The 25,238-nt window shown below is 49.4% G+C and carries 22 protein-coding genes; 20 read left to right on the top strand and 2 right to left on the bottom strand.

The features are described 5' to 3' along the window. Positions 1-185: 185 nt before the first annotated feature. The 8 genes from smc to trmD all read left to right on the top strand — a co-directional run bounded on the left by smc (position 186) and on the right by trmD (position 8,747). Complete coding sequence (gene smc / locus AC0YNZ_RS01295; protein WP_475824927.1) at positions 186-3,764, top strand: chromosome segregation protein SMC; 3,579 nt, start codon at positions 186-188, stop codon at positions 3,762-3,764. Between the two features lie 40 nt (positions 3,765-3,804). Beyond that, positions 3,805-4,812 (top strand): signal recognition particle-docking protein FtsY, encoded by a 1,008-nt coding sequence (ftsY, locus tag AC0YNZ_RS01290; RefSeq protein ID WP_475824926.1) that lies wholly within the window; start codon positions 3,805-3,807, stop codon positions 4,810-4,812. 166 nt (positions 4,813-4,978) lie between these two features. Then, on the top strand, positions 4,979-5,341 hold the full coding sequence (ylxM, locus tag AC0YNZ_RS01285) for a YlxM family DNA-binding protein (protein ID WP_475824925.1): 363 nt from the start codon (positions 4,979-4,981) through the stop codon (positions 5,339-5,341). Between the two features lie 26 nt (positions 5,342-5,367). Then, on the top strand, positions 5,368-6,744 hold the full coding sequence (gene ffh, locus AC0YNZ_RS01280; protein WP_475824924.1) for a signal recognition particle protein: 1,377 nt from the start codon (positions 5,368-5,370) through the stop codon (positions 6,742-6,744). A gap of 33 nt (positions 6,745-6,777) precedes the next feature. Beyond that, positions 6,778-7,050: a 30S ribosomal protein S16 gene (gene rpsP / locus AC0YNZ_RS01275; RefSeq protein WP_056637034.1), complete on the top strand. Its 273-nt coding sequence runs from the start codon at positions 6,778-6,780 to the stop codon at positions 7,048-7,050. 25 nt (positions 7,051-7,075) lie between these two features. Continuing rightward, positions 7,076-7,306, top strand: a complete 231-nt coding sequence (locus tag AC0YNZ_RS01270; protein ID WP_110769040.1) for a KH domain-containing protein — start codon at positions 7,076-7,078, stop codon at positions 7,304-7,306. Positions 7,307-7,466: 160 nt separating this feature from the next. Next, positions 7,467-7,991 (top strand): ribosome maturation factor RimM, encoded by a 525-nt coding sequence (gene rimM / locus AC0YNZ_RS01265; protein ID WP_475824923.1) that lies wholly within the window; start codon positions 7,467-7,469, stop codon positions 7,989-7,991. Positions 7,992-7,994: 3 nt separating this feature from the next. After that, a complete protein-coding gene (gene trmD, locus AC0YNZ_RS01260) occupies positions 7,995-8,747 on the top strand; it encodes a tRNA (guanosine(37)-N1)-methyltransferase TrmD (RefSeq protein WP_475824922.1) in 753 nt (250 codons plus the stop codon). Between the two features lie 136 nt (positions 8,748-8,883). Here the strand turns inward: trmD and AC0YNZ_RS01255 are convergent, their stop codons facing one another. After that, positions 8,884-10,296 carry a CAP-associated domain-containing protein gene (locus tag AC0YNZ_RS01255; RefSeq protein WP_475824921.1) on the bottom strand — a complete coding sequence of 471 codons (1,413 nt, stop codon included), beginning with the start codon at positions 10,294-10,296 and terminating at the stop codon, positions 8,884-8,886. 203 nt (positions 10,297-10,499) lie between these two features. Between AC0YNZ_RS01255 and rplS the strand changes: the two genes are divergently transcribed. The 7 genes from rplS to AC0YNZ_RS01220 all read left to right on the top strand — a co-directional run bounded on the left by rplS (position 10,500) and on the right by AC0YNZ_RS01220 (position 15,931). Continuing rightward, entirely contained in the window at positions 10,500-10,841 is a 342-nt protein-coding gene (gene rplS, locus AC0YNZ_RS01250; RefSeq protein WP_053375699.1) for a 50S ribosomal protein L19, read from the top strand. Positions 10,842-11,042: 201 nt separating this feature from the next. Beyond that, complete coding sequence (lepB, locus tag AC0YNZ_RS01245) at positions 11,043-11,645, top strand: signal peptidase I (protein WP_475825475.1); 603 nt, start codon at positions 11,043-11,045, stop codon at positions 11,643-11,645. A gap of 9 nt (positions 11,646-11,654) precedes the next feature. Beyond that, positions 11,655-12,521 (top strand): ribosome biogenesis GTPase YlqF, encoded by an 867-nt coding sequence (gene ylqF / locus AC0YNZ_RS01240; protein WP_110769036.1) that lies wholly within the window; start codon positions 11,655-11,657, stop codon positions 12,519-12,521. Positions 12,522-12,542: 21 nt separating this feature from the next. Beyond that, positions 12,543-13,157 (top strand): ribonuclease HII, encoded by a 615-nt coding sequence (locus AC0YNZ_RS01235; protein WP_475824920.1) that lies wholly within the window; start codon positions 12,543-12,545, stop codon positions 13,155-13,157. Between the two features lie 248 nt (positions 13,158-13,405). Next, complete coding sequence (locus AC0YNZ_RS01230; RefSeq protein WP_475824919.1) at positions 13,406-15,229, top strand: hypothetical protein; 1,824 nt, start codon at positions 13,406-13,408, stop codon at positions 15,227-15,229. Next, on the top strand, positions 15,226-15,534 hold the full coding sequence (locus AC0YNZ_RS01225) for an EscU/YscU/HrcU family type III secretion system export apparatus switch protein (RefSeq protein WP_475824918.1): 309 nt from the start codon (positions 15,226-15,228) through the stop codon (positions 15,532-15,534). Before AC0YNZ_RS01230 ends, AC0YNZ_RS01225 begins: the two co-directional genes overlap by 4 nt. Further along, the gene (locus AC0YNZ_RS01220) at positions 15,527-15,931 is read left to right on the top strand and encodes a YraN family protein (RefSeq protein WP_475824917.1); all 405 of its coding nucleotides are present in this window, start codon (positions 15,527-15,529) and stop codon (positions 15,929-15,931) included. The genes AC0YNZ_RS01225 and AC0YNZ_RS01220 overlap by 8 nt, the downstream gene beginning before the upstream one ends. Positions 15,932-15,998: 67 nt before the next feature. Here AC0YNZ_RS01220 and AC0YNZ_RS01215 read toward each other — a convergent pair whose 3' ends face one another. Continuing rightward, positions 15,999-17,567: a YifB family Mg chelatase-like AAA ATPase gene (locus AC0YNZ_RS01215; protein ID WP_475824916.1), complete on the bottom strand. Its 1,569-nt coding sequence runs from the start codon at positions 17,565-17,567 to the stop codon at positions 15,999-16,001. 348 nt (positions 17,568-17,915) lie between these two features. On the opposite strand from AC0YNZ_RS01215, the gene sucC reads away from it, so the two are divergent. The 5 genes from sucC to trmFO all read left to right on the top strand — a co-directional run bounded on the left by sucC (position 17,916) and on the right by trmFO (position 25,227). Then, complete coding sequence (gene sucC / locus AC0YNZ_RS01210; protein WP_110769031.1) at positions 17,916-19,076, top strand: ADP-forming succinate--CoA ligase subunit beta; 1,161 nt, start codon at positions 17,916-17,918, stop codon at positions 19,074-19,076. A 60-nt stretch (positions 19,077-19,136) separates the two neighbouring features. Further along, positions 19,137-20,069 (top strand): succinate--CoA ligase subunit alpha, encoded by a 933-nt coding sequence (sucD, locus tag AC0YNZ_RS01205; RefSeq protein WP_110769030.1) that lies wholly within the window; start codon positions 19,137-19,139, stop codon positions 20,067-20,069. A 176-nt stretch (positions 20,070-20,245) separates the two neighbouring features. After that, positions 20,246-21,379 carry a DNA-processing protein DprA gene (gene dprA, locus AC0YNZ_RS01200; RefSeq protein ID WP_475824915.1) on the top strand — a complete coding sequence of 378 codons (1,134 nt, stop codon included), beginning with the start codon at positions 20,246-20,248 and terminating at the stop codon, positions 21,377-21,379. A 29-nt stretch (positions 21,380-21,408) separates the two neighbouring features. Further along, the gene (gene topA, locus AC0YNZ_RS01195; protein ID WP_475824914.1) at positions 21,409-23,514 is read left to right on the top strand and encodes a type I DNA topoisomerase; all 2,106 of its coding nucleotides are present in this window, start codon (positions 21,409-21,411) and stop codon (positions 23,512-23,514) included. Positions 23,515-23,907: 393 nt separating this feature from the next. Further along, positions 23,908-25,227 carry an FADH(2)-oxidizing methylenetetrahydrofolate--tRNA-(uracil(54)-C(5))-methyltransferase TrmFO gene (trmFO, locus tag AC0YNZ_RS01190; protein WP_475824913.1) on the top strand — a complete coding sequence of 440 codons (1,320 nt, stop codon included), beginning with the start codon at positions 23,908-23,910 and terminating at the stop codon, positions 25,225-25,227. Positions 25,228-25,238: the final 11 nt, after the last annotated feature.

Below are 25,238 nucleotides of genomic sequence, written 5' to 3'. Positions count from 1 at the left end.
CTCTTTTTTTTCTATTAATAACTGAAAATACATACATTTATTCGACGTGATAATAAATGGAATCGAAGCTTTTTTATCATCTAAGGATGGCGATACCCGTGATCACCGGGGTGCGTTAAAGCGCCGTAAGAGTTATCAAGGCCCACTAGATGTGGTACAATGAGGGGTGAGGTGAAAACCAAAACATGTTTCTGAGACGGATTGAATTATCAGGCTTTAAGTCTTTCGCCGATAAGACTGAAATGGAATTTGTAACCGGAATTACAGCGGTGGTAGGGCCGAACGGCAGCGGAAAAAGTAACATTTCGGACGGCATACGCTGGGTGCTTGGCGAGCAAAGCGCGAAGAGTTTGCGCGGCGGCAAGATGGAGGATATTATTTTTGCCGGCAGCGATGCCCGTAAGGCAGTCAACTATAGCGAGGTTTCGCTTACTCTGGATAATGCTGACGGTGCGCTGCCTCTTGAATATAACGAGGTTACGGTCACCCGCCGCGTACACCGGAGCGGCGATAGCGAATATTTGATTAACAAGCAGCCGTGCAGGCTAAAAGATATTACCGAGCTGTTCATGGATACCGGTATCGGTAAAGAGGCTTACTCCATCATCGGACAAGGCCGAATTGAAGAGATTTTAAGCACGCGCTCGGAGGACCGGCGCGGTATTTTTGAGGAAGCCTCCGGCATAGTCAAATACAAGTCGCGTAAACGCGAAGCGCAGAGGAAGCTCGATGAAACCGAGCAGAATCTGCTCCGAATACATGACCTGGTAACGGAGCTTGAGGATCAAGTTGGTCCGCTGCGCAAGCAATCGGAGAAAGCGATTCATTTCAAAGCGCTTAAGGAACAGCTGAAAACGAAGGAAATCTCAATGTACGTACATAACATTGAACAGATCCACAGCTCTTGGACTGAAGCGAACGGCAAGCTTGAGCGTTTGCAGCAGGAGCAGCTTCAGTTGTCCACTGTTGTAAGCAAGCATGATGCGCATTTGGAGAAGGATCGTCAGCAGCTGAGGGAGCTTGAGCAAGCTCTCGACCAGCTTCATGAAGCGATGCTGCAAATTAGCGAGGATTTTGAGAAATGCGAGGGCTATGGCGAGGTTCTTAAAGAGCGCAAACGCAATCTGGAGCAAAATAAACGGCAGCTTGAAGAATCAATTGCCGCGCAGGATGCCCGCATTGGCACAATGACTCAGGAGGAAGCGGAATTCCGCAGCCGCGCTGCGGCGCTTCAGCTGCAGTTGGCCGATCTTCGCGCGAAAATTTCCGAAGAGGAAGCGCGTTTGCTTGGCGTTGCAGGCGGCGCAGTTGTCGATGCGGAAGAAACGCTTAAGAGCGAGCTGCTGGAGGTGCTCAGCGCTATGGCTCAGCATCGCAATGAAATTCGATATGCGGCTCAGCAGCAGGAAACGCTGCAGCGGCGGATGGAGCGAATTAGCGAGGACGAGACGAAGTGGCAGGAGCAGCAAGCAAGACTGGATACAAGACGGTCAGAGCTAACGCTTACGCTTGAATCTACGCTCGTTCGCCTCGACCAGGCAAGGAATACAACGCTCGCTGAGACAGAGCAAACCAAAACGATTTCGCAAAGCTTGGAAGAAGTTACATTAGCCATCCGAAAGTGGGAGCAAAAGCTCGACAGTCACGTTTCGAGGCGCGACACGATGAAGGAAATGCAGGATGCTTTAGATGGCTTCATGCAGGGTGTTAAAGAAGTGCTGAAAGCCTCAAGGCGCGGCAGCGGCGGCATTAGCGGTGTTCATGGCGCGGTTGCGGAGCTCGTTCGCGTTCCTGAACGTATCGAGACGGCTGTTGAGACGGCGCTTGGCGGCGCTCTTCAGCACATTGTTATGGAGGACGAGAAAACGGCCCGTACCGCGATCGCCTTTCTAAAGCAGCGCCAGCTTGGACGGGCTACTTTCTTGCCGCTGGATGTCATTCGCGGCAGACAAGTGCCTGAGCATGACAAGCGGACTGCAGAATCGGTCGATGGATTCGTTGGAGTCGCGGCTGATCTGGTCAGCTCGGATTCCCGTTATGCGGCAATCGTGAACAATTTGCTGGGCAACGTCCTGCTTGCCGAAACGCTTGAACAAGCGAATCGAATCGCTTCGAAGTGCCAATACCGTTACCGCGTCGTTACGCTTGAGGGCGATATCGTAAATGCCGGCGGATCGATGACGGGAGGCAGCTTGCAGAAGAAGGGGGCCAGCTTGCTTGGGCGTCAACGTCAGATCGACGCGCTTGATCTAGAGATTGCGAGTGCGCGCAGAATGGTGGAGCAGCTGCGCAATAAGCTAAGCGATTTGCGCAAGGAGCATTCGATACGTACTCAAAAGATAGAGGAGTTACGGGCTGAAGGAGAGAAAAGCCGGATTGAGGAGCAGCAAATCAGAGCCGAGCTTCAGCAGCTGAACAATGAAGCCAAGCATTTAGATGAGCAACGGCAGCTGTATTCGGCAGACCGCAATACGCATTTATCCGAGCAGAAGGATGTGCAGGCAGCGGCTGCAGCGGCAGAGCTCCGGTTAGAGCAGCTTGTCGTAGATGAGGCAAGGCTGCAGGAAGCGATACGTATGGCGGAAGGGCGGCGCAAAGCGAGCGAATCGGCTAAGGAAGAGCTGCAAGGCCAGCTTACCGATATTAAAATCGCCGCGGCGAAGACGGATCAGGAAAGGCTCTCGTTCGAGGATCAATCGGCACGCGTGCGCGCTGATATTCAGCGGGCGAAGCAGGAGCTGACAGGGCTGCGCTCCTTGTCTGTACAGCAGGAGGAAGAGCTGAAGCGGCATGCCGAGGAAACCGTGCAGCAAATTGAGCAGCTTAACCACCTTCGCTTGAAGAAGCAAGAGTGCGCGGAACAGACGGATTTGAAACGATCTGCGCGCGCACAGCGTATTACTGAGCTCGATATGGGTGAAAGTGAGACGAAGGAGCAGCGCGCGCAGCTCAGACAAGTCGAGGAGCAAATGCGGCAGACGGAGATAGCAGCTAACCGGCTTGACGTGGAGCTGGACAATCTGCTTCGCAAGCTTAGCGAGGAATACGAGCTCAGCTACGAGCTCGCAAAAGAGCAGTACCCGGTTCCTGAGGATGTTGTGGGGACGCAGAATGAGGTTAGAGATATTAAACGCCAAATAACGGCGCTTGGCGAGGTTAACCTGGGCGCTATCGAGGAATATGAGCGGGTTAGCGAACGGTTTGAATTTTTGTCGGAGCAGAAGAATGACTTAATCGAAGCGAAAACGACGCTGTATCAGGTTATCCGTGAAATGGACGATGAAATGTCGAAACGGTTCAAAATGACTTTTGAAGCGATTCGCGGACATTTTGTCATCGTATTCGCGAAGTTATTCGGCGGAGGAAGAGCTGATCTTGTACTCGTAGAGCCGGATCGCGTGCTCGATACCGGCATTGATATCGTTGCGCAGCCGCCGGGCAAAAAGCTGCAAAACCTGCAGCTGCTGTCGGGCGGAGAGCGCGCATTGACGGCGATCGCCTTGCTGTTTGCCATTTTGCAGGTGAAGCCGGTTCCGTTCTGCGTGCTCGATGAGGTAGAAGCCGCGCTCGACGAAGCAAACGTTTCGCGTTTCGCTCAATATTTGCGAGAGTTTTCGGAGCTGACGCAATTCATCGTAGTAACCCACCGAAAGGGTACGATGGAAGAAGCAGATGTGTTATATGGCGTTACGATGGAGGAAGGCGGCGTATCGAAGCTTGTGTCGGTACGCTTAGAAGATGATGAAGAGCCGGTATCCGCATAAACAAATAAATCCGGCAATGTGAGGATGGGGAGTTGAAACGATGAGTTTTTTTAAGAGGCTGAAGGAAAGCATAGCAACAAAGACGGAAGCGGTAACGAATATTTTCAAAGAAGGCTTATCGAAGACGCGTACGGCATTCGTAGAGAAAGTCGAGGAGCTTATTACGCGCCGCAAAAAAATCGACGAGCAATTTTACGAGGAGCTTGAAGAGATTTTAATTGGCGCGGATGTTGGCGTAAATACCGTTATGCAGCTGATTGACGATCTCCGCATCGAGGTGAAAAAGCGCAAGATCGAGGATGCCGCAGATTTGCAGCCGGTTCTTTCCGAGAAGCTGATCCAGCTTATGAAGGGTGACGATCAATCCGGTTTACGGATGGCTTCGAGCGGTATTACCGTTATTTTGTTCGTAGGGGTTAACGGTGTCGGTAAAACGACGACAATCGGAAAGCTTGCGCACAAGTTCAAGAACGAGGGCAAAAGCGTGCTTATGGCAGCCGGCGATACTTTTCGTGCAGGAGCAATCGAGCAGCTGGAGGTATGGGGTCAGCGCGTAGGCGTCGACGTTATTAAGCAGCAGTCAGGAGCAGATCCGGCGGCCGTTATGTACGATGCGGTGCAAGCTGCTAAACAGCGCGGCGTAGATGTGCTCTTGTGCGATACAGCTGGAAGGCTGCAAAATAAAACGAATTTGATGGAGGAACTCAATAAAATTTTTCGCGTCATTAGGCGCGAGCTGCCGGATGCCCCGCATGAGGTACTGCTTGTGCTGGATGCAACGACGGGTCAAAACGCGCTCAGTCAAGCGAAGCTGTTCGGCGAGAAGAGCGGTGTTACCGGTCTTGTGCTGACGAAGCTGGACGGTACAGCTAAGGGCGGCATCGTTATCGCGATCCGCAATGAACTTAGCTTGCCGGTTAAGCTTGTTGGACTAGGAGAGAAAATGGGCGACCTGCAGCAGTTTGATTCGGAGCAATTTATCCATGCGCTGTTTGCCGGACTAATACAGCGCGAGGATTCGCAGGATTCGGAGAAAACGACGGAATAACGCGCTTATGGGCCGAGCACACTGCTGGTCTTTGCTGCTTGTAAAGGTGACAAGGGGAAATGCTTGACAGCTGCCTATGGCGTCATGTATGATATAAGACGTCGCCTGGTGTAAAGGTATTTACCTTGTCGGTGACACAAGCATAATAACAGGAGGGGCTGCGGGGATGAAAGCAAATGAACCAGATGCCTTATCCAAAACGACCCGAATAAACTTCTTGTTCGACTTTTACGAGCCGCTCTTAACAGAGAAGCAGCGGACGTTCCTCAAATATTATTTTCATGATGATTTCTCTCTTGGAGAGATCGCGGCAGAGTTCGGCATTAGCCGACAGGCGGTTTATGAGCATATCAAGCGAGCTGAACAGGTGCTTGAGAGCTATGAGAGCAAGCTTGGCTTGCTTGTAAGACATGAATCGCTTTTACAATTAACGGTACAGCTTGTCAACAGCGTAAACGAGCTTTCGATTGCCGAGCAGGACAGGCAGTCGCTTATGAGTGTGATTGCACAATTTAATTTAGCTGAATAATACATGAAGAGTGGAGGTGACGGTACATGGCAGCATTTGAGAGCTTATCAAGCCGGCTTCAAAATGTGTTCAGCAAGCTGAGGGGCAAAGGTAAGGTATCCGAAGAAGATGTTAGCGAAGCGATGCGCGAGGTGCGATTGGCGCTTCTAGAGGCGGACGTTAACTTTAAGGTCGTGAAGGATTTTATCGCGAAAGTGAAGGAACGGGCAATTGGCCTCGATGTGTCAAAGAGCTTTACGCCCGGCATGGTCGTCATCGATATCGTAAATAAAGAGCTGACCGAGCTTATGGGCGGCACACAAAGCAAGTTGGTGAAGGCAAACAAGCCTCCTACAGTCATTATGATGGCAGGTTTGCAGGGTGCCGGTAAGACGACGACGACAGGCAAGCTTGCTAAGCTGCTCCAGAAGAGCAACAATAAGCCGCTTCTTATCGCGTGTGATATTTATCGTCCCGCTGCGATTAAGCAGCTTCAGGTTCTTGGCGAACAGATTAATGCGCCAGTCTTCTCGCTTGGTGATCAGACATCACCGGTAGAAATTGCGCGTGCCGGACTTCAGCATGCCAAAGAGAACGGCAATGATTATGTCATTATCGATACCGCAGGCCGCTTACATATCGACGAAGAGCTGATGGAAGAGCTGAAGCAAATTCATCAGATTACGAAGCCGGATGAAGTGCTTCTCGTCGTTGATGCGATGACTGGTCAAGATGCGGTTAACGTAGCGCAAAGCTTTCATGAGCAGCTCGCTTTAACCGGTGTCGTGCTGACCAAGCTCGATGGTGATACACGCGGCGGCGCGGCGCTTTCAGTCAAAGCCGTAACGGGCTGTCCGATTAAATTCGCGGCGATGGGTGAGAAGATCGACTCCTTGGAGCCGTTCCATCCGGAACGAATGGCCTCCCGGATTCTCGGCATGGGGGATATGCTGTCTCTCATTGAGAAAGCGCAGTCGAACATCGATGCAGAGAAAGCGAAGGAAATGGAACGTAAAATGCGCACAGCAGAGTTTACGTTCGACGATTTCCTCGATCAGATGGAGCAGGTTCGCAATCTTGGGCCGCTCGATCAAATTATGGATATGCTGCCCGGCATGAACAAGATGAAGGGCATGAAGGATATGAAGGTCGATGAGAAGCAAATCGGCCGCGTCGAGGCGATTGTCCGCTCCATGACGAAAGAGGAGAAACAAAAGCCGGAGCTGCTTAATCATAGCCGCCGCAAGCGCGTTGCTGCCGGCAGCGGCACAACGGTTGTTGAGGTCAACCGCCTCATTAAGCAGTTTGACGACATGAAGAAAATGATGAAGCAATTTTCATCGATGATGGGGCCGAAAGGGCCGAAGGGCGGCAAGAAAGGCCTGAAGGGCTTGCTCGGCAAAAATATGAAGTTCCCGTTTTAACAGCTGTTTACTCTTTGAAGGAGGTGAATTTTCATGGCAGTACGTATTCGTTTGAAAAGAATTGGTGCTCACAAAGCTCCTTTCTACCGCGTAGTAGTATCGGATTCCCGTTCACCGCGTGACGGACGTTTTATCGAAGAGATCGGCACTTATAACCCGGTTGCACAACCGGCTCAAGTTAAGATCGATGAAGAAAAAGCGTTGAAATGGCTGCAAACAGGTGCGCAAGCATCTGATACAGTTCGTGACTTGCTTTCCAAAGCTGGTGTTCTTAAAAAGTTCCATGAGCTTCGGCAACAGAAATAACTGTTGAATAGCGGAGGGCCTTGAGATGAAAGAATTGATTCTTGTCATAGCGAAGGCATTGGTTGATCATCCCGATCAGGTGCAAATCAATGTGAAGGATGATGACCGTGGCACGATATACGAGCTTTCGGTTCACCCCGAGGATGTCGGTAAAATCATCGGTAAACAGGGACGCATAGCGAAAGCGATGCGTACGGTAGTGACTTCTGCTTCCGTCAAATCGCAAAAGCGCGTCATCGTCGACATTATGTCATGATGAACGTACGGGAAGAAGGTTAGGATGAATGTCCTAGCCTTTTTTTAATGTGCTGGCCTTTTTAGGCATAGGCTTAACCTAGCGGCTTCGTTCTCCAGCGTGGAACGAAGCCGTTTTTGTATGTATAATAAGGATATACACAAATGAAGGGCTGGTTGTAATGAGCGAAAAATGGTTTACAGTCGGGAAAATTGTTAATACGCATGGTCTTCGGGGAGAGTTGAAAATACTTTCGCAAACGGATTTTGCAGATGTCCGTTTCGCAGCCGGCAGTAAGCTGCTCATGCTGAATGAGGAAAACGGAGCATCTCTTGAAGTGAAGGTAATTAGCTCCCGGCCGAACAAAAACGTATACATACTGAAGCTGGAAGGCTTCAATGACATTAATCAGGTGGAGAAATATAAGGGATGGGTGCTTAAGGTATCTGAAGCTAATCTGGTTGACCTGGATGAAGGCGAATATTATTACCACGAGATAATAGGCTGCCGCGTCGTAACGGAAGAAGGCGAGGAGCTGGGCACGATTTCCGAAATTTTAAGCCCGGGTGCAAATGATGTATGGGTTGTTGACCGGCCCAAAGGCTCCGGCAAGCAGCTGCTTTTACCCGTCATCGACGAAGTTTTAATAAGCGTCAACACAACAGAAAAAACCGTGACGGTCCGCTTGATGGAAGGATTGATTTAACCGATGAAAATAGATGTGCTGACGCTGTTTCCGGAAATGTTCGACGGCGTATTTAATGCGAGTATTCTGGGAAAAGCGAAAGAAAAAGGGATCGTCTCCCCTCAGGCCATTAACTTTCGTGCTTATTCGGGCAATAAGCATAATACGGTCGACGACTACCCATACGGCGGCGGCGGCGGCATGGTGCTGAAGCCTGAGCCGGTATTTGCGGCAGTTGAGGATCTTAAGCTGGATGAACATGTAAAGCCTCGTGTCATCCTGCTGTGTCCGCAAGGGGAGCAGTTTACGCAGCAGAAGGCAGAAGAGCTTGCAAAGGAGCAGCATCTGGTTCTCATTTGCGGCCATTATGAAGGCTATGATGAGCGTATTCGCGAGCATCTGGTTACGGACGAGCTATCGATCGGAGATTATGTCCTAACGGGCGGAGAAATTCCGGCGATGGTTCTCATTGACAGCATCGTTAGATTGCTTCCCGGGGTGCTTGGCAATGAAACCTCAGCAGTTACAGACTCTTATAGCACGGGTTTGCTTGAGCATCCTCATTATACGCGGCCTGCTGAATTTCGCGGCTGGGAAGTGCCGGATGTCCTCATTTCCGGCCATCATGCGAATATTGAGGTGTGGCGCCGCGAGCAGTCGCTGCTTCGGACGCTGCAGCGCCGTCCTGACCTGCTGAAGAGCGCTGCGCTTTCGGATAAGGAACGGAAGTGGCTGGCTGCTCAGTCGAAGCAGGAGACTAATAAAGCGGATAAATAGATTAATCTCAGTCAGAAACAAAGCCGTAACGGAACCCGTTGCGGCTTTGTTCGATTATTAAATATAGGATGACTAAATTTTAAGCTTATGATGTGATACTTGTAACCAGACGTTCAGGCTGGAATAGAAGAGCGGCTTATGGCGTATAAAAATTTTGGGTATAATAAACATGATAGTCGCCTCCAACGGAAACGCCTGTTCCAAGACGCTTAAGCGTGTTGTCGAGCAGCGTCTCGCGATGTCCTTTCTTGGAGTTGATCCAGCCGTAGTGGGCAAAAATGCTATCCGGGTAACCGGCTGCGATGTTTTCTGCGGCAGAATGGTATTGAACGCCCGCAGCCTTCATGCGGTCAAAAGGGGACAATCCGTCGGGATTCGTATGATCAAAAAAATCGCGAGACCTCATATCGCCGCTATGATTATGAGCAGATGCGGCAGCTAGCTTGTCCCATTGTAAAACAGGGATGCCGCGAGCGGCGCGTTCAGCATTTGCGAGATCGAACAGCTGCTGCTCAAATACAGCTTCGAGCTTACTCGTATAAGCTGCTTTTACTGGCTTGGTAAAGGCTAGATTCATCAGAAGCATGCCGGTGATCTTGCTTCCGTCTTGTCTGTCTATGAAGAGTGTCGTCCGTTCGCTGCCAGTTGTATAAGCATAATAGTCGTCATTTGTCTCGGCAGTAGAAGCGTGATTAATGAGCTTCTTGGCTTCCGCAATCGTTTGGCCGATTTTGATTCCTTCCGAGCTTATCCAGCTGTCTCCAGCATTGGAGAAGAGCGCTGTTACGCGATCATTTTGCACGCCAAACATCATGAAGTTCGTGTAGCTTTTGTTATAGATATACCAGGAAAATCCATATTCGCTCGGGTCGATACGGGACGGTTTTCCCAGCTGCTGCAGGAGCTTTTGCAGCGTATCGTTCAAGGCAATTCCGCTAAGGGTATGGCCTGTTTTGGGAATTTTTTCTTTTGATAGCACTGCCGAGTGAAGCTTGAGGTTGTAAAAGAAGGTGAGCGCTTCGGCGCGCGTAAGCTTTCCGTCCGGGATAAAGCCGCTTACGGTGGCGGAAGTTCGGCCGTTAGATATCTTTTCGTCAAGAAGCCACTGAATGGCATCCTGTTCATTAAATGCTTTGCCGTTAACGGCGGATGCGAGGAGCACGGCTGCTTGTCCGCGGCGAAATTCCCCATTTTGCGGCAAGGAGCTTGTCGGCCACCCCAAACTATCCGCATAATCGTAATAAGGCTTAAACCAAGTGCTGCCGCTTGCTGACGATTCGGGTGAAATGCCGTAAGCTCTTAAAAGCATTGCAAGAAATTCCGCTTCATTAACGAGCTTATTGGGCTTGAATGAGCCGTCGCCATAACCCTGCGTTAATTTCTGTTCGATAGCCCAGGATATGTAGGAGCCTGCCCAGTGACCGTTCGTATCTTTGAAGGTCAAGGGCTCTGCGAACGCTTGCGCGGGCGCTGAAATGGTCAATAGCAACAGTACAGTAGCGATCCCTCCTTTTTTAATAGCTGAAACGGATTGCTTATAATAGTGCAAATTGGTCACCTCTTCTAGTCGGTGTTTGTCATTATTTAGTATACATGAAATAGGAATAAAAAAATCGTGTTGTATTATTGGGCTGGTTATGGTAAAATTTCTAATGTTGTTCGTTAAGTCGGACGGTCCGCTATCAGCGATGATCCGGTTCAGAGGAATTCGGTGAGCTTATAAGAACGTCTATGGTGGAAGGAGTGAATCAAATGAATCTTTTGCAAACAATTGCGCAAGAAAACCTGCGCCAAGGTCTACCGAACTTTCGTCCTGGTGACACGCTAAAAGTTCATGTAAAAGTTATCGAGGGAACTCGTGAGCGTATCCAATTGTTCGAAGGCGTTGTAATTAAACGTCGCGGCGGCGGAATTAGCGAAACTTTTACAGTACGTAAAATTTCTTACGGTGTTGGTGTGGAAAGAACTTTCCCGCTTAACTCGCCTAAAATCGAAAAAATCGAAGTGGCTCGCCGTGGTAAAGTACGTCGCGCGAAATTGTACTACCTACGTAGTCTTCGCGGAAAAGCTGCTCGTATTAAAGAAATTCGTTAAGAACAAACGACAAGAGGGGCTTGCGCAAACAAGCTCCTTTTCGTTTTTTCTCAAAGGTCATTTACATATTACAGCTTAGGGAAGAAGGCGGACAGAGTGGACTCACAGCAGCGAAATGACGGGCTGAACAACGGTAATACGAATGATTTGAAGGATACACAAAACCATGCGAATATTCAACAAAATTTACCAGACCGAGCAGTGACCCATGAATCCACATCCGGCAAGCAAAGCGGTACCTATAAGGAAATTGTCGAATGGATTAAGGCATTGGTTATCGCGGTCGTGCTCGTATTTCTCATTCGCCAATTTTTATTCTCGCCGTTTATCGTGGACGGACCATCGATGCAGCCGAATTTCGAGACGGGCGAACGCTTAATTGTAAATAAAATATTGTATACGATCCGCGAACCGAAATTCGGAGAGGTAGTTGTATTCGATGTTCCGGAGCAGGGACGAAAATTCATTAAACGGGTTATTGGCGTGCCTGGCGATAAAATTAGACTTGAAGGCGATGACCTTTATATTAACGACAAGAAAATCGATGAGCCTTATATAAAGGAAGCTATTGAAGCGGCCCATGCCAAGGGTGAGCTATACAACACTGGCCCCAACTTTCCGAATTCAGATGTGACGGAAATGACGGTTCCTGAAGGTTCGATTTTTGCGCTTGGCGATAATCGCGGCGATAGCACGGATAGCCGGTTCATCGGTTTTGTAACGGATAAAGAAGTTGTTGGCCGCGCCGATATTATTTTTTGGCCGCTGAACAAGCTAGAGTTTATTAAGCACTGGACTAAATGAGGTGAGTAAATGACCATTCAATGGTTTCCGGGTCATATGACCCGGGCGAAACGGCAAATACAGGACAAGCTCAAATTAATCGATCTTGCCATCGAACTATTGGATGCCCGGGTTCCGCTTTCGAGCCGTAATCCGATGATTGAGGAAATTTTGAACGGAAAGCCAAGACTGATTGTATTGAACAAATCTGATTTGGCCGATCCGAAGACGACTGAGCAATGGATGGCGTATTTCCGTAACGAAGGTCATGAATCGATCGCGATCGATTCATCAACGGGAACAAAGGTCAATGAAGTTCCGCTTAAAGCGAAGCAGATTTTGCATGAGAAAATAGCTCGTCAAATCGCAAAAGGAATAAATCCGCGCGCAATCCGCGGTCTTATCGTAGGCATACCGAATGTCGGGAAATCCACGCTTATTAATAAGCTGGCAGGCCGCGCCATTGCTTTAACGGGTGACCGGCCAGGCGTTACGAAAGGGCAGCAATGGATTAAGATTGGAACGGAAATGGAGCTGCTCGATACACCTGGTATTTTGTGGCCGAAGTTTGAGGATGAGCTTGTCGGCTACCGGCTTGCGATGACTGGCGCGATTAGAGAGCAGATTTTAAACGTTGACGATATCGCATTTTTTGCGATGCGTGAGCTGGTGGACCGTTACTGGCCTAACATAAAAGAGCGCTATGAGCTTGAAACGCCTCCTAAAGATGCTTCCGATTCGGATGAAATCGTACGGGTAATGGAGGATATCGGACGCCGGAGAGGCTGTCTGGTAAGCGGTGGGCGTGTCGATTTGGAGAAAACATCCGGGATTATTTTACGTGATTTGCGCTCAGGGAAGCTTGGACGCATTACGCTTGAAGCTCCACCTTATTGATTTGAAACGGGGGAACGTAACGTGCTGCAATATGAACAGTCGTTATGGCAAGACGGATACAGCGCTATTGCCGGCGTGGATGAAGTAGGCCGCGGATGTCTGTTCGGAGACGTTGTGGCTGCTGCTGTTATTTTGCCGCCGGGGCTAGTGATTGAGGGAGTAAATGACTCCAAGAAACTGTCCGAGAAGAAGCGCGATCAGATGTATGACATTATATTGCGGGAATGCGTGGCCTGGTCGGCCGCTTGCGTTGATGCAGAAACGATTGACCGCATCAATATTAAGCAGGCTGCTAGACTAGCGATGAAGCTTGCTGTGGAATCACTGCAGATTCCTTCCGATTATTTGCTTGTCGATGCGGAGAAGGTTGACGTCCCGCTGCCGCAGCTGTCGATCATCAAAGGTGATGCTACCAGCCAGTCGATCGCAGCGGCGTCTATCGTGGCTAAGGTTACGCGCGATAGGCTTTGCGCGCTGCAATGGGAGCAGGAATACCCCGCTTATGGTATCGCTATTCATAAAGGCTATGCGACGAAGCAGCACCGCGAGCGTTTGCTTGAGAATGGGCCTAGTCCATTGCATCGCAGAACGTTTCTCGGCAACTTATTTACGGAGGAGCAATTGCTGCTCTTTTAGCTGCTGCCCGGAAGGGATGCTGAATGACGCTTGATTGATTGTACCAGGCAAAGGAATGCCTGGTGTAATGATCGGGCGTCTTTTTTATTTTAAGTTTGTTTTTTTGGGGTAAATCGCTTCATGCTTGGCTCTTAATAACCGATATAAGGTTTATGAGTTTAACGGAGAAGTACGATTTATATGCAGAATGATAAGCGCAATAAAGTAACTTGTAGATTGGCGCTGAAACTGCGGAGGCGGATGAATAGATGAATATTAGTCAAATGATGCGAAGCTTCTTGGGAGAAGCGTCAAGCGCGGATTCGCGGGCAATAGAGCTGAGGGTTGGACAAATTGTGCGAGGCGTCATCCTGCAAGTTATGGAAAATAACGAAGCGCTCGTTCAGATTAACGGTGTGCAGGTGCGGGCGAAGCTAGAGCTCACGCTTCAAGCGGGGCAATCAGCGATGCTGCAGGTACAGCCGCAATCCGGCGGGGCGCTCGTCATGCTGAAGCAGGTTGAACCGGGCGTTGTGGGATTGCCGGAGGATACATTTAAGGAATGGGCCAAGCAGCTGGCATTGCCCGATCAGAAGTGGGCCGCTATTCTAGTGAAGGATCTAAGAAAAGAAGGCGTCATACTGAACCGCGAGGTTGCACAAGCCTTTCAGCAGGCAGCTTCCGCGATGCCGGAAGGCGGAGATGCAGAGCAATGGATGCAGGCAGCCTCAGCCACGTTTAAGCGCGGTTTGCCCATGACTGGAGCCGCTGTTGGAGCCATGCAGCAGGTTATGTTCGGACGCAGCGCGCACGAGCTGCTCGAAACGCTGCAGCAGCAGCTATCGTCTATTGCAGCCGGCTCAGACGGAGGGACAGAGGCGAAGTCATTACCGCATGCGGCTGCGCGTGTACTAGCTCTACTGACCGAAGGTATGGAGCTGCTTCGAAGCGCGTCTTCTGAGAGTCCGGGCGAGACATTGAGTGCTTCAGGAGCTGGTTCAAAAGAAGCTGCAGCTGCAAAACAGCAAAATGCGCAATTGACAAAGACAGATGTGCTTCAGGGCAGCACATCCATTTTGGCTGCGGCAGAAGAGGGCTCCGGGCAGCAAGCTATGCCGCAAGCGGCTCGAGCTGCATCAAGTCCTCCTAATTGGCTGGGACAGATGATGAAGTGGATGGGGGTGGACCATGAGCTCCAGCTTGCCAAAGCGGTTACAACGGAAACACAGTCTAACCAGCCAACGCCAGCGCCTGCTTCACAGTCAGTCTCAGCAGATGCTGTTGTGAAGTCTTCTGCTGCATCACCAAATCATCCTGCACCGCAAATGCTCCCGTCAGTTGATGCTGGCAGCAAGGAAGCGGCTCAAACGGTTATTTCCGCCCACGGGAGTACGGGGAATGAAGACGATCAACAGTCAGTAAAAATTCAAGAATTTAAACATACCGCCGATCGGGCTGCCGCAGCGGTCATTTCAACTGTAGCGGATGGCATACCTGGGGCAGATTCCTCCTCACCCTCACAGCACGAGTCATTGAAAAGCGCGCTGCTTTCATTCGTTTCTACGGAAAATACGCCGCCTGCAATTAAGGAAACTGCGCAGCAGCTCATCCAGCAAATAACGGGGCAGCAGCTGTTGCTCACGCCTGAACGCAATAGTTCAGTGCTTACACATGTGACGATGTTTATTCCGCTTAATAGCACGGACGGGAAACAGACCGCATCGGTTCATATTCAGACAAGACGCGGACGCAAAGGAGAACTGGACTCCTCCAACTGCAGGCTGTTGTTCAACTTGTCTATGAATACGCTTGGAGACACGATGGTTGACGTAAATGTGATGGACAAAATGGTTAGCTTGAATTTATGGAACGATCATCCCGCTATATCAATGCTCGCTGAGTCATCTCGTTCCGAAATTGCGGGCAGCCTTCAGCAAGCAGGCTATCAGCTGCTTTCGCTTCGTACAACACCTTTGCCAAAGGCTGGCGAGCAAAGGCCGGAGGGGGAAGGGGCGGCGGCGAAGAGCCGGCAGCTGCCTGAAATGTCCGCCTTTTCTACCAATCGCTACAAAGGAGTCGATTACCGCATATGAGCAGCGAGCAGGAGAATAACCCGCAGCAATCGAAAATCAGGAAAGCCGTTGCGCTAAAATACGAGCCCGGTGAACGAGCGGCTCCGGTTATGGTAGCTAAAGGTAAAGGTCATTTGGCGGATCTTATACTGGAGAGAGCGAAGGAAAACGGCATTCCCGTGCAAGAAGACTCCTCTTTAGTTGAAGTGCTCTCCAAGCTCGATATTGATCAAGAAATTCCGCCCGAGCTTTATACGCTGGTTGCAGAAATTTTAAGCTTCGTCTATCGTTCTGACCGCAAAGCGAGGGATATGAAAAATGGTTGATGACGTAGAAGCAGTTAGCAGACAAATTAAACGGGGTACTAGAAAGCATACGGGACAGATTGGGGAAGCCGCAGCTTCCGTTTACTTGACGGAAGCGAACTATGCCATAGTGGACCGAAATTGGCGCTGCCGCAGTGGAGAAATCGATATTATCGCGGAGCGGGATGACAGACTCATATTTGTAGAAGTGCGGACAAGAAAGGCAGGCGGCAGGTTCGGCACGGCAGCCGAGTCCGTTGATCGCCGGAAGCAGCAAAAGCTGAGAGATACGGCTCAGGTATATTTGCGCAGCATAGGGCGACCTGCTGCATCCGTTCGATTCGATGTTATTGCTATAACCTTGAACGGAATGGATGAATCGATCGTCGAATGCAAGCATTTCGAGAGCGCTTTTTAATAGAATGGCAAATTGAAGGGCTTTCTCCCGGGTTATAAACCTAAGAAGAAAGCCCTTGGCTTTACGATCATGGAAGCTGCCTGTCCAGCCCGCGATATTGAATGGCTTCAGCGACATGCGCAGCTTCGACCGATTCGCTGGCCTCGAGATCGGCTATGGTGCGGGCAAGCCTCAGCATCCGGTCATAAGCGCGCATGCTGATTCCAAGCGCTTCAAAAGCATTTTCTAATAGGCTGAGTGCACCTTGCTTTATATTTACAGTTTTGCGGAGAGCAGCGCCTGTTAATTCACCAATAATTTTGGAGCCGTTATTAACGATGCGGGCGTGCCGGAAGGCTCTAGCTTCCAGCACGAGCTTCCTCATTTGAGCGGTGTTAAGAGATGGTCCAGACTTTGCGTGGTCAAGTGAAATGGGGCGCGGCACCTCAAGCTGCAAGTCGATACGGTCAAGCAATGGACCGGATATCTTTGAACGATAGCGGCCAATGGCAGATGCGCTGCAAGTACATCGCTTATCCCCGTACTCATGTCCATAGTATCCGCACGGACAAGGATTAAAGGAGGCTGCGAGCATGATGCTTGCTGGAAACTGGAACACAGCCTTGGAGCGGGAAATGGTCACAATTCGGTCCTCAAGCGGTTGACGCATGACCTCCAGCACTTGCCTTGGAAACTCAGGCAGTTCATCCAGGAAAAGAACACCGCGATGAGCAAGCGTTACTTCGCCAGGCTTCGGTATCGAGCCGCCGCCGATTAATCCGCCTGCAGAAATCGTATGGTGAGGCGCGCGGAAAGGCGGATCGGTAATGAGGCCGCGGGAGCCTTCGAGCAGCTTGCCTGCCACACTGTAAATTTTCGTAACCTCCAGCGCTTCCTGTTCGTTCAATAGCGGCAAAATACCTGGCAGACGGCGGATCATCATCGTTTTACCGGTGCCTGGCGGTCCGCTCAGAAGAATATTATGATTGCCGGCTGCAGCAATGAGCATTGCGCGTTTGGCTTGATGCTGTCCAATGACATCCCCGTAATCTCCAGTGCTGTCCAGTCTCTCAAGTGAAGTGTGATGCGAGTCTCGATTATAGGCAGAGTCAATGTCTTGATTGACGCGAATATGCTGCCAGCTTTCTTGTTTCTTTTTGTGTAAATCGAGCTCGTTCAAATGACTTAACGCAAATAACTCCATACCTGTAATCCAGCTTGCTTCCTTCACGTTGCCGATTGGCAGCAAAACGCGCGTAAACCCATGTCTCTTTGCTTGCTCAAGCATCGCCAAAACGCCGGCTACCGGACGGACATTTCCGTTTAGAGAAAGCTCACCTAACAGCAGCGTATTCTCGAATAGGGCGGCGCTTATTTGACCGCTTGCCGTCAAAATGCCAGCCGCAATGGCCAAATCGAACGATGTTCCTTCTTTACGCAGGTCGGCAGGTGCCAAATTAACTGTGATCCTGTCCATTGGGAAGTTAAAGCCGCTGTTTTTCAACGCCGCTCTCACTCGCTCGACAGATTCACGGACGGCCGGATCTGGGAGGCCAACGATATTGATTTGTGGTAAACCGCTCGAAATATCCACCTCTACCGATATACTTTTCCCGTCTACCCCATACACGCTTGCACTGTGAATTAAACTAAACAAGACAAAAAGCACCCCCATTTGTGTGAATGAAGGTGCTTCCTTTCGATTCCGTCGCTAAGATATGAATTTGGAATTATCATAGATTAGTTGTATTCAGGTTGTCAATGTTTAAAATTTTCGCGTATAGAAAAGATGTTTTGGTCATACTAGATGGCGTAGTTCCCCGGGTGATCAGATGTCAGCAAATGCTGATCCATTTGTTTAATCTCAATTTGAGATGAAATCCATATCAAAAAAGCCGTATTAATTATGTATGAAAATAAGGTAACAAATGTCGAAAGGTGCTACAATAATAGAGGTTTGTGTACATATGACTGATTTCAGTCTGTGAAATGGAGGATTTCAACAATGAATATCCATGAGTATCAAGGGAAAGCAGTCTTGAAACAGTATGGTGTCGTCGTACCAGAAGGAAAAGTAGCCTTCTCCGTAGACGAAGCTGTTGAAGCTGCTAAAGAGCTCGGAACACCGGTGGTTGTCGTGAAAGCACAAATTCACGCAGGCGGCCGTGGTAAAGCGGGCGGAGTTAAAGTGGCAAAAAGCATTGACGAGGTGCGTGCATACGCTGGCGAGATTTTAGGCAAAGTGCTCGTTACGCATCAAACAGGTCCGGAAGGCAAAGAAGTAAAACGTCTTCTGATCGAGCAAGGCTGCGACATCAAGAAAGAGTATTATATCGGCGTAGTATTAGACCGCGGTACGGGTCGTGTCGTTATGATGGCTTCGGAAGAGGGCGGCACGGAGATTGAAGAAGTAGCCGAGCACTCCCCGGAGAAAATTTTCAAAGAGATCATTGATCCGGCTGTTGGGCTGCAAGCTTTCCAAGCCCGCAAATTGGCTTACGCAATCAACATCCCTAATGAGCTTGTTAACAAGACGGTTAAGTTCATGATTTCGCTCTACACAGCTTTCGTAGAGAAAGACGCTTCCATTGCAGAAATCAATCCGCTCGTCGTAACTGGCGATGGACAAGTTATTGCACTTGATGCAAAGCTTAACTTCGATTCCAATGCACTTTACCGTCACAAAGATATCATTGAGCTACGCGACTTGGAAGAAGAAGACGCTAAAGAAATCGAAGCGTCTAAATTCGACCTTAGCTACATCGCTCTTGACGGCAACATCGGTTGCTTGGTTAATGGTGCGGGTCTTGCGATGGCGACAATGGATATTATCAAATATTACGGCGGCGACCCTGCCAACTTCCTAGACGTAGGGGGCGGTGCGACAGCTGAGAAGGTAACGGAAGCGTTCAAAATCATTTTGTCCGATGAAAAGGTTAAAGGTATTTTCGTTAACATTTTCGGAGGCATTATGCGTTGTGACGTTATTGCAAACGGTGTTGTCGAAGCAGCGAAGCAAGTCGGCCTTGACCGTCCGCTCGTTGTTCGTCTAGAAGGCACGAACGTAGACCTCGGCAAAAACATTTTGAAAGAATCGGGATTGAACATCGTGGCTGCGGATTCCATGGCGGACGGCGCGCAGAAGATTGTCGCTCTCGTGAAATAAGATAACTTGCTGTGTGGCTTTAGGCCGCATACGAATTCATTCAGGGGATGTGAGTTAAGAGTGAGCATTTTGGTCAATAAAGATACAAAAGTCATTACCCAAGGTATTACAGGAGCTACTGGCTTGTTCCATACAAAAGGCGGATTGGAATACGGCACACAAATGGTTGGCGGCGTAACACCTGGTAAAGGTGGCACGAGTGTTGACATCACACTTGATAACGGCACGCTCGTATCATTGCCTGTATTCAATACGGTTGCTCAGGCGAAAGCTGCTACTGGAGCTAACGCTTCGGTTATCTACGTACCACCGGCATTTGCTGCGGATGCGATCATGGAAGCTGTTGACGCTGAGCTTGACTTGGTCATTTGTATTACTGAAGGCATTCCGGTTCTGGATATGGTAAAAGTTAAACGTTACATGGACGGCAGCAAAACGGTTCTAATCGGGCCGAACTGCCCAGGTGTTATTACTCCGGATGAATGCAAAATCGGTATTATGCCTGGTTACATTCATACAGCTGGACACGTAGGCGTTATCTCCCGCTCAGGAACATTGACTTATGAAGCGGTTCATCAATTGACGACTCGCGGAATTGGACAATCTTCTGCAGTAGGTATCGGCGGCGACCCGGTAAAAGGTTCGGAGTTTATTGATATCTTGAATCTCTTCAATGAAGATCCAGACACCTACGCGGTTATTATGATTGGTGAAATCGGCGGAACGGCAGAGGAAGAAGCTGCTGAGTGGATTAAAGCCAACATGAAAAAACCGGTTGTCGGCTTCATTGGCGGCGCTACGGCGCCTCCGGGCAAACGGATGGGACATGCAGGCGCAATCATTTCCGGCGGTAAAGGAACAGCTGCTGAAAAAATCGCAACGCTTGAAGCATGCGGTATTAAAGTAGCTCCAACACCATCCGAAATGGGTTCAACGCTTGTAAGCGTTCTTGAAGAGCAAGGCTTGCTCGAAAAATGTATTACACGTAAATAATCATAGCGATTGAAGCAAGGTAAGCAACCTTTCAACAACCCGAAAACGGGAGTTGGAAGGTTGCTTTTTTATTTGCCGGTTGCCATTATTTTTACGGTTGACTTGCAATCTTATGGCGTGTAACGCACAATAGATAAGAATGCAGGCCAGCCCAGACGAAGAAAGGGTTGGTTGATATGGAGCAGAATAAAGATATTCGCAGACAAATGATTATTGCCTTTCATGAAATTCCAGGTATCGGATGGCATTCCATTCAGAAGGCCGTTCAGCATCAATTTTGGAATAAAAGATCATGGAGTATAGAAGATTTACTAGCTATAGGCTTAAATCGGGGTCAAGCGCAATCAGCAGCAGAGCGTTATGCAGAACGTCCATGGATTTTGACAGAGGATCCGTCCGAAGCGGTCGCCAAAGCGAATGCGGTTGCTCTGACGCCCTATGATGCTTCGTATCCAAAGATTTTAAGAGAAATCGCCCAGCCGCCATGGGTCATATATGCTAAAGGGAGACTTGAGTTATTGCATCGACCTGCTATCGCTGTTGTTGGAACGAGAGTGCCAACAGCTTATGGCAGGCATTCAGCGACTACGCTGGCACAGGATCTTTCCTCTGCCGGCTTAACGGTCGTAAGCGGTCTCGCAAGAGGCATCGATAGTAAAGCTCATGAAGCGGCGTTATACGGAGCGGGAGGCACGATTGCCATTCTACCGACGCCGATCGATAAATGTTATCCGCCTGAAAATCTATCATTATTTCATAAGATTGCGGAGCACGGCTTGCTCATCTCGGAAACGCCTATCGGAACGCCGCTGCATCCCGGACAGTTTCATCAGCGTAATCGCATCATTGCAGCATTGTCGGTTGGAACTGTCGTTGTGGAAGGCGCTACGAAGAGCGGCTCTCTGATTACGGCGCAGCATGCATCGGACATGTCGCGGGAGCTGTTCGCGATCCCCGGCCCGATCTCATCCCCGAAGAGCGAGGGACCGAATGAGCTCATTAAGCGGGGAGAAGCGAAGCTAATAAGCGGCGTTAACGATATCATCGATGAGCTGAATTGGCTGCCTGCTGCATTAGAAGCATACAAGGATGCAGAAACAGCAGGCCGTTCTAATCAGAAGGCAGAGGGTGTCAAGTTAACGGCAGAAGAGAACAAATTGATCGCTTTATTAAGGGATCAGCCATTGTCTATTAATGAATTGCATGAGCTCTCAGCCATTCCGTTTGGACATTTGAACGCACTTCTGCTAAATTTATGTATAAAACGCAAAATTGAATTGCAGCAAGGGTCAATATATATTGCTTTATAAGCTTGCAATGGAGAGAGGAGGCGCCTTACATGGCAGATTCTTTAGTTATCGTCGAATCACCCGCTAAAGCCAAAACGATCGGAAAATATTTAGGCAGTAAATATATCGTTAAAGCTTCAATGGGACATATTCGCGATTTGCCCAAAAGCCAGATCGGCGTCGAAGTTGAAAATGATTTTAATCCAAAATACATAACGATACGCGGCAAAGGCAGCGTCCTCAAGGAATTGAAGGATGCCAGCAAAAAAGTTAAACATGTCTTTCTGGCTGCCGATCCGGATCGCGAAGGTGAAGCGATCGCTTGGCATTTGGCACACTACTTGGAGCTGGACGAGACGGATGCTTGCCGCGTAGTATTTAATGAAATAACGAAACAAGCGGTTAAGGACGCATTCAAGACGCCGCGCAAAATTAATATGGATTTAGTCAATGCACAACAGGCGAGACGGATTTTGGATCGATTGGTCGGTTACAAAATCAGTCCTTTGTTATGGAAGAAAGTGAAAAAGGGCTTGTCTGCCGGCAGGGTGCAGTCGGTTGCGGTCAAGCTCATCATCGACCGCGAAAATGAAATCGATGCTTTCATACCCGAGGAATATTGGTCCATTACTGCGAAGCTTAGTCATTCCGGCATTCCGTTTGATGCGAAATATTATTCCATAAACGGGGATAAGCGCGAGCTTGGCAAGGAAGCGGAAGTGCAGGAAGTGCTCAGCGCGATGAAGGGCAGCCAGTTCACGGTCTCTGACGTAAGAGAGAAGGAGCGTCTGCGCAATCCGGCACCGCCGTTCATCACGAGCTCGCTGCAGCAGGAAGCGGCTAGGAAGCTAGGCTTCCGCGCTTCTAAGACGATGTCTGTCGCACAGCAGCTCTATGAAGGCGTTGAGCTGGGCAAAGAAGGTACCGTCGGTTTAATTACCTATATGAGAACCGATTCCACGCGGATATCGCCAGTCGCGCAGGAGGAAGCAAAAGAATATATAACGGAAAAATACGGCGCAGACTTCGTGCCTGAACAACCGCGAGTTTATTCGAAGAAAAATAGCAACGCCCAGGATGCGCATGAAGCGATTCGGCCGACCTCCATTTTGCGGGATCCCGAATCGATGAAGCCTTTTTTGAGCCGCGATCAGCTCCGGTTATATAAACTCGTTTGGGAACGCTTCGTATCGAGCCAAATGCAATCAGCTGTGCTGGATACGATGACGGTCGATTTGCAGGCAGGCGAGACGGTGTTTAGAGCTACTGGCTCTAAAGTAAAGTTTGCCGGCTTTATGAAGGTGTATGTGGAAGGCAATGATGACGGCACGGTAGAGGAACATAAGTTTTTGCCGCCGCTCACGGCAGGCGATGTTATTAACTCGGAATCAGTTGATCCTAAGCAGCATTTCACGCAGCCGCCGCCGCGCTTTACGGAGGCTAGGCTTGTAAAGACGCTTGAGGAGCTCGGCATAGGACGTCCAAGTACGTATGCGCCTACGCTTGAGACGATTCAGAAGCGCGGCTATATTGCAATGGAAGAGAAAAAATTTATGCCGACCGAGCTTGGTGATCTTGTTATCCAGCTTATGGAGGAGTTCTTCCCTGAAATTCTCGATGCCGAATTTACGGCTAACATGGAAGGCAACCTTGACCATGTGGAAGAAGGCACGGAGGATTGGGTAAAGGTTCTTGCAAAGTTTTATGAATCCTTTGAGAGAAGATTAGAAGTAGCCGAAGATGAAATGAAGGAAATCGAGATCCAGGATGAAGTGTCCGATGAGATTTGTGAAAAGTGCGGACGTCACTTGGTCTACAAAATGGGACGCTTCGGTAAATTTCTTGCTTGCTCGGGCTTTCCGGATTGCCGTAATACAAAGCCGATCGTCAAAGACATTGGCGTTACTTGCCCGAAATGCGCAGAGGGCAAAATCATCGAGCGCCGCAGCAAAAAAGGCCGGATTTTCTATGGCTGCGATCAATATCCTGGCTGCGATTATGTGTCGTGGGACAAACCGACGAACAAGCCCTGTCCGCAGTGCGATTCCAAACTGGTGGAGAAACGCAACCGCAGCGGCGTAAAGCTGCTCTGCCCGACCTGCGATTACTCTGAAGAGGTTCTGGAAGAAGACGAGCAAGGTACGGATACCGAATAACGGTGTAACCTTCTCTCTTGCCGAATGACTAATAGGGAGAGTACATGCTCGTCAATTTCAAACGTATGAACGAGTCCTCCCTCCACACAGGGAGGACACCGTTGTGAAACGGCCTGTTAATTTGCTAATAAGGATTATTTTTGATTAACAAGCCCGCACAAAAATGTAAGCGTGTCCCGCAGGTACGGAAGCTCTCAATGAACCAGCCTGACAATCCAGCGTCTTTAGCACTGCTGCCTTCAATGAGTTCAAATGAGAAGAGCGCAGCTCTCTGTGGGCCCTCCCCTTGGCAGGATGGAGCAGGAATCGTTCATACTCATCTAAGCGGATTAAAATAACTGAATTTTTTGTATAATGCTGGGAGAATTAAATGCTGAAAGGATTGAACACATTTTGTCACAACCACAAAAAGTAACCGTCATTGGAGCAGGTCTTGCAGGCAGCGAGGCTGCATGGCAAATCGCATCGCAGGGAGTACCAGTCACTTTATACGAAATGCGTCCGGTAACGAAAACGCCGGCCCATCATACGAACCAATTCGCAGAGCTTGTCTGCAGCAACAGCCTGCGGGCAAATGGTCTCTCAAATGCGGTAGGCGTCCTAAAGGAAGAAATGCGCAGGCTTGACTCGCTAATTTTGAGCAGCGCCGATCAGCATGCTGTACCGGCAGGCGGGGCGCTTGCGGTTGACCGGGACGGATTTTCCGGTGAGGTTACGCGGCGGCTGCATGAGCATCCGCTAGTCGAAGTGCGAAATGAGGAAGTGACGGAAATTCCGGCAGATGGTATCGTAGTCATTGCTACAGGGCCGCTGACTGCACCGGGTTTATCTTCCCAAATTCAAGAGCTGCTTGGTGAGGAGTACTTTTATTTCTACGATGCAGCTGCTCCAATTGTAGAAAAAGATTCAATCGATATGAATAAGGTTTATTTGGCTTCCAGATATGACAAAGGGGAAGCCGCCTACTTGAACTGCCCGATGACGGAAGAAGAGTTTGAAATTTTCCATGAGGCGCTTACGACGGCAGAGAAAGCAGAAGTAAAGGATTTTGAGAAGGAAGTATACTTTGAAGGCTGTATGCCGATTGAAGTGATGGCGAGCAGAGGCAAGCAAACGGTATTATTCGGTCCAATGAAGCCCGTTGGCCTCGTTAACCCGCATACGGGCAAGCTGCCGCATGCCGTTATTCAGCTTCGTCAAGATAACGCAGCAGGTACGTTATATAATCTGGTTGGCTTCCAAACCCACTTGAAGTGGGGTGAGCAGAAGCGGGTATTCTCATTAATACCTGGACTGGAAAACGCTGAATTCGTTCGTTTTGGCGTCATGCATCGCAATACTTTTATCAATTCACCGCGACTGCTTAAGCCGACATACCAGCTTAACAACCGCGACACGCTGTTCTTTGCAGGTCAAATGACCGGCGTTGAAGGTTATGTGGAATCGGCTGCGTCCGGCTTAATTGCCGGCATAAACGCTGCGAGGCTTGCGCGCGGTCTGGAGCCGCTTGTCCTGCCGGAGCATACTACGCTGGGAAGCATGGCTCATTATATTACGACTGCCGATTTTAAGCATTTTCAGCCGATGAATGCTAATTTCGGGTTATTCCCGCCGCTAGAGAAGAAGATTCGGAGCAAGAAAGAAAAGAACGAAATGATCGCGAATCGCGCGCTGGAAAGTATCGAGCAATTTAAACGGGAACATTTGCAGTAACCTTTCGTAAT

The organism is Paenibacillus sp. J2L1-98, assembly GCF_056269405.1.
This window is presented reverse-complemented; position numbering and strand designations above follow the sequence as displayed.

What these genes read in the sequence shown, in the direction of transcription:
- smc (WP_475824927.1), top strand. Translation starts at nt 186, where the DNA reads ATGTTTCTGAGACGGATTGAATTATCAGGCTTTAAGTCTTTCGCCGAT.
- ftsY (WP_475824926.1), top strand. Translation starts at nt 3,805, where the DNA reads ATGAGTTTTTTTAAGAGGCTGAAGGAAAGCATAGCAACAAAGACGGAA.
- ylxM (WP_475824925.1), top strand. Translation starts at nt 4,979, where the DNA reads ATGAAAGCAAATGAACCAGATGCCTTATCCAAAACGACCCGAATAAAC.
- ffh (WP_475824924.1), top strand. Translation starts at nt 5,368, where the DNA reads ATGGCAGCATTTGAGAGCTTATCAAGCCGGCTTCAAAATGTGTTCAGC.
- rpsP (WP_056637034.1), top strand. Translation starts at nt 6,778, where the DNA reads ATGGCAGTACGTATTCGTTTGAAAAGAATTGGTGCTCACAAAGCTCCT.
- AC0YNZ_RS01270 (WP_110769040.1), top strand. Translation starts at nt 7,076, where the DNA reads ATGAAAGAATTGATTCTTGTCATAGCGAAGGCATTGGTTGATCATCCC.
- rimM (WP_475824923.1), top strand. Translation starts at nt 7,467, where the DNA reads ATGAGCGAAAAATGGTTTACAGTCGGGAAAATTGTTAATACGCATGGT.
- trmD (WP_475824922.1), top strand. Translation starts at nt 7,995, where the DNA reads ATGAAAATAGATGTGCTGACGCTGTTTCCGGAAATGTTCGACGGCGTA.
- rplS (WP_053375699.1), top strand. Translation starts at nt 10,500, where the DNA reads ATGAATCTTTTGCAAACAATTGCGCAAGAAAACCTGCGCCAAGGTCTA.
- ylqF (WP_110769036.1), top strand. Translation starts at nt 11,655, where the DNA reads ATGACCATTCAATGGTTTCCGGGTCATATGACCCGGGCGAAACGGCAA.
- AC0YNZ_RS01230 (WP_475824919.1), top strand. Translation starts at nt 13,406, where the DNA reads ATGAATATTAGTCAAATGATGCGAAGCTTCTTGGGAGAAGCGTCAAGC.
- AC0YNZ_RS01225 (WP_475824918.1), top strand. Translation starts at nt 15,226, where the DNA reads ATGAGCAGCGAGCAGGAGAATAACCCGCAGCAATCGAAAATCAGGAAA.
- AC0YNZ_RS01220 (WP_475824917.1), top strand. Translation starts at nt 15,527, where the DNA reads ATGGTTGATGACGTAGAAGCAGTTAGCAGACAAATTAAACGGGGTACT.
- sucC (WP_110769031.1), top strand. Translation starts at nt 17,916, where the DNA reads ATGAATATCCATGAGTATCAAGGGAAAGCAGTCTTGAAACAGTATGGT.
- dprA (WP_475824915.1), top strand. Translation starts at nt 20,246, where the DNA reads ATGGAGCAGAATAAAGATATTCGCAGACAAATGATTATTGCCTTTCAT.
- topA (WP_475824914.1), top strand. Translation starts at nt 21,409, where the DNA reads ATGGCAGATTCTTTAGTTATCGTCGAATCACCCGCTAAAGCCAAAACG.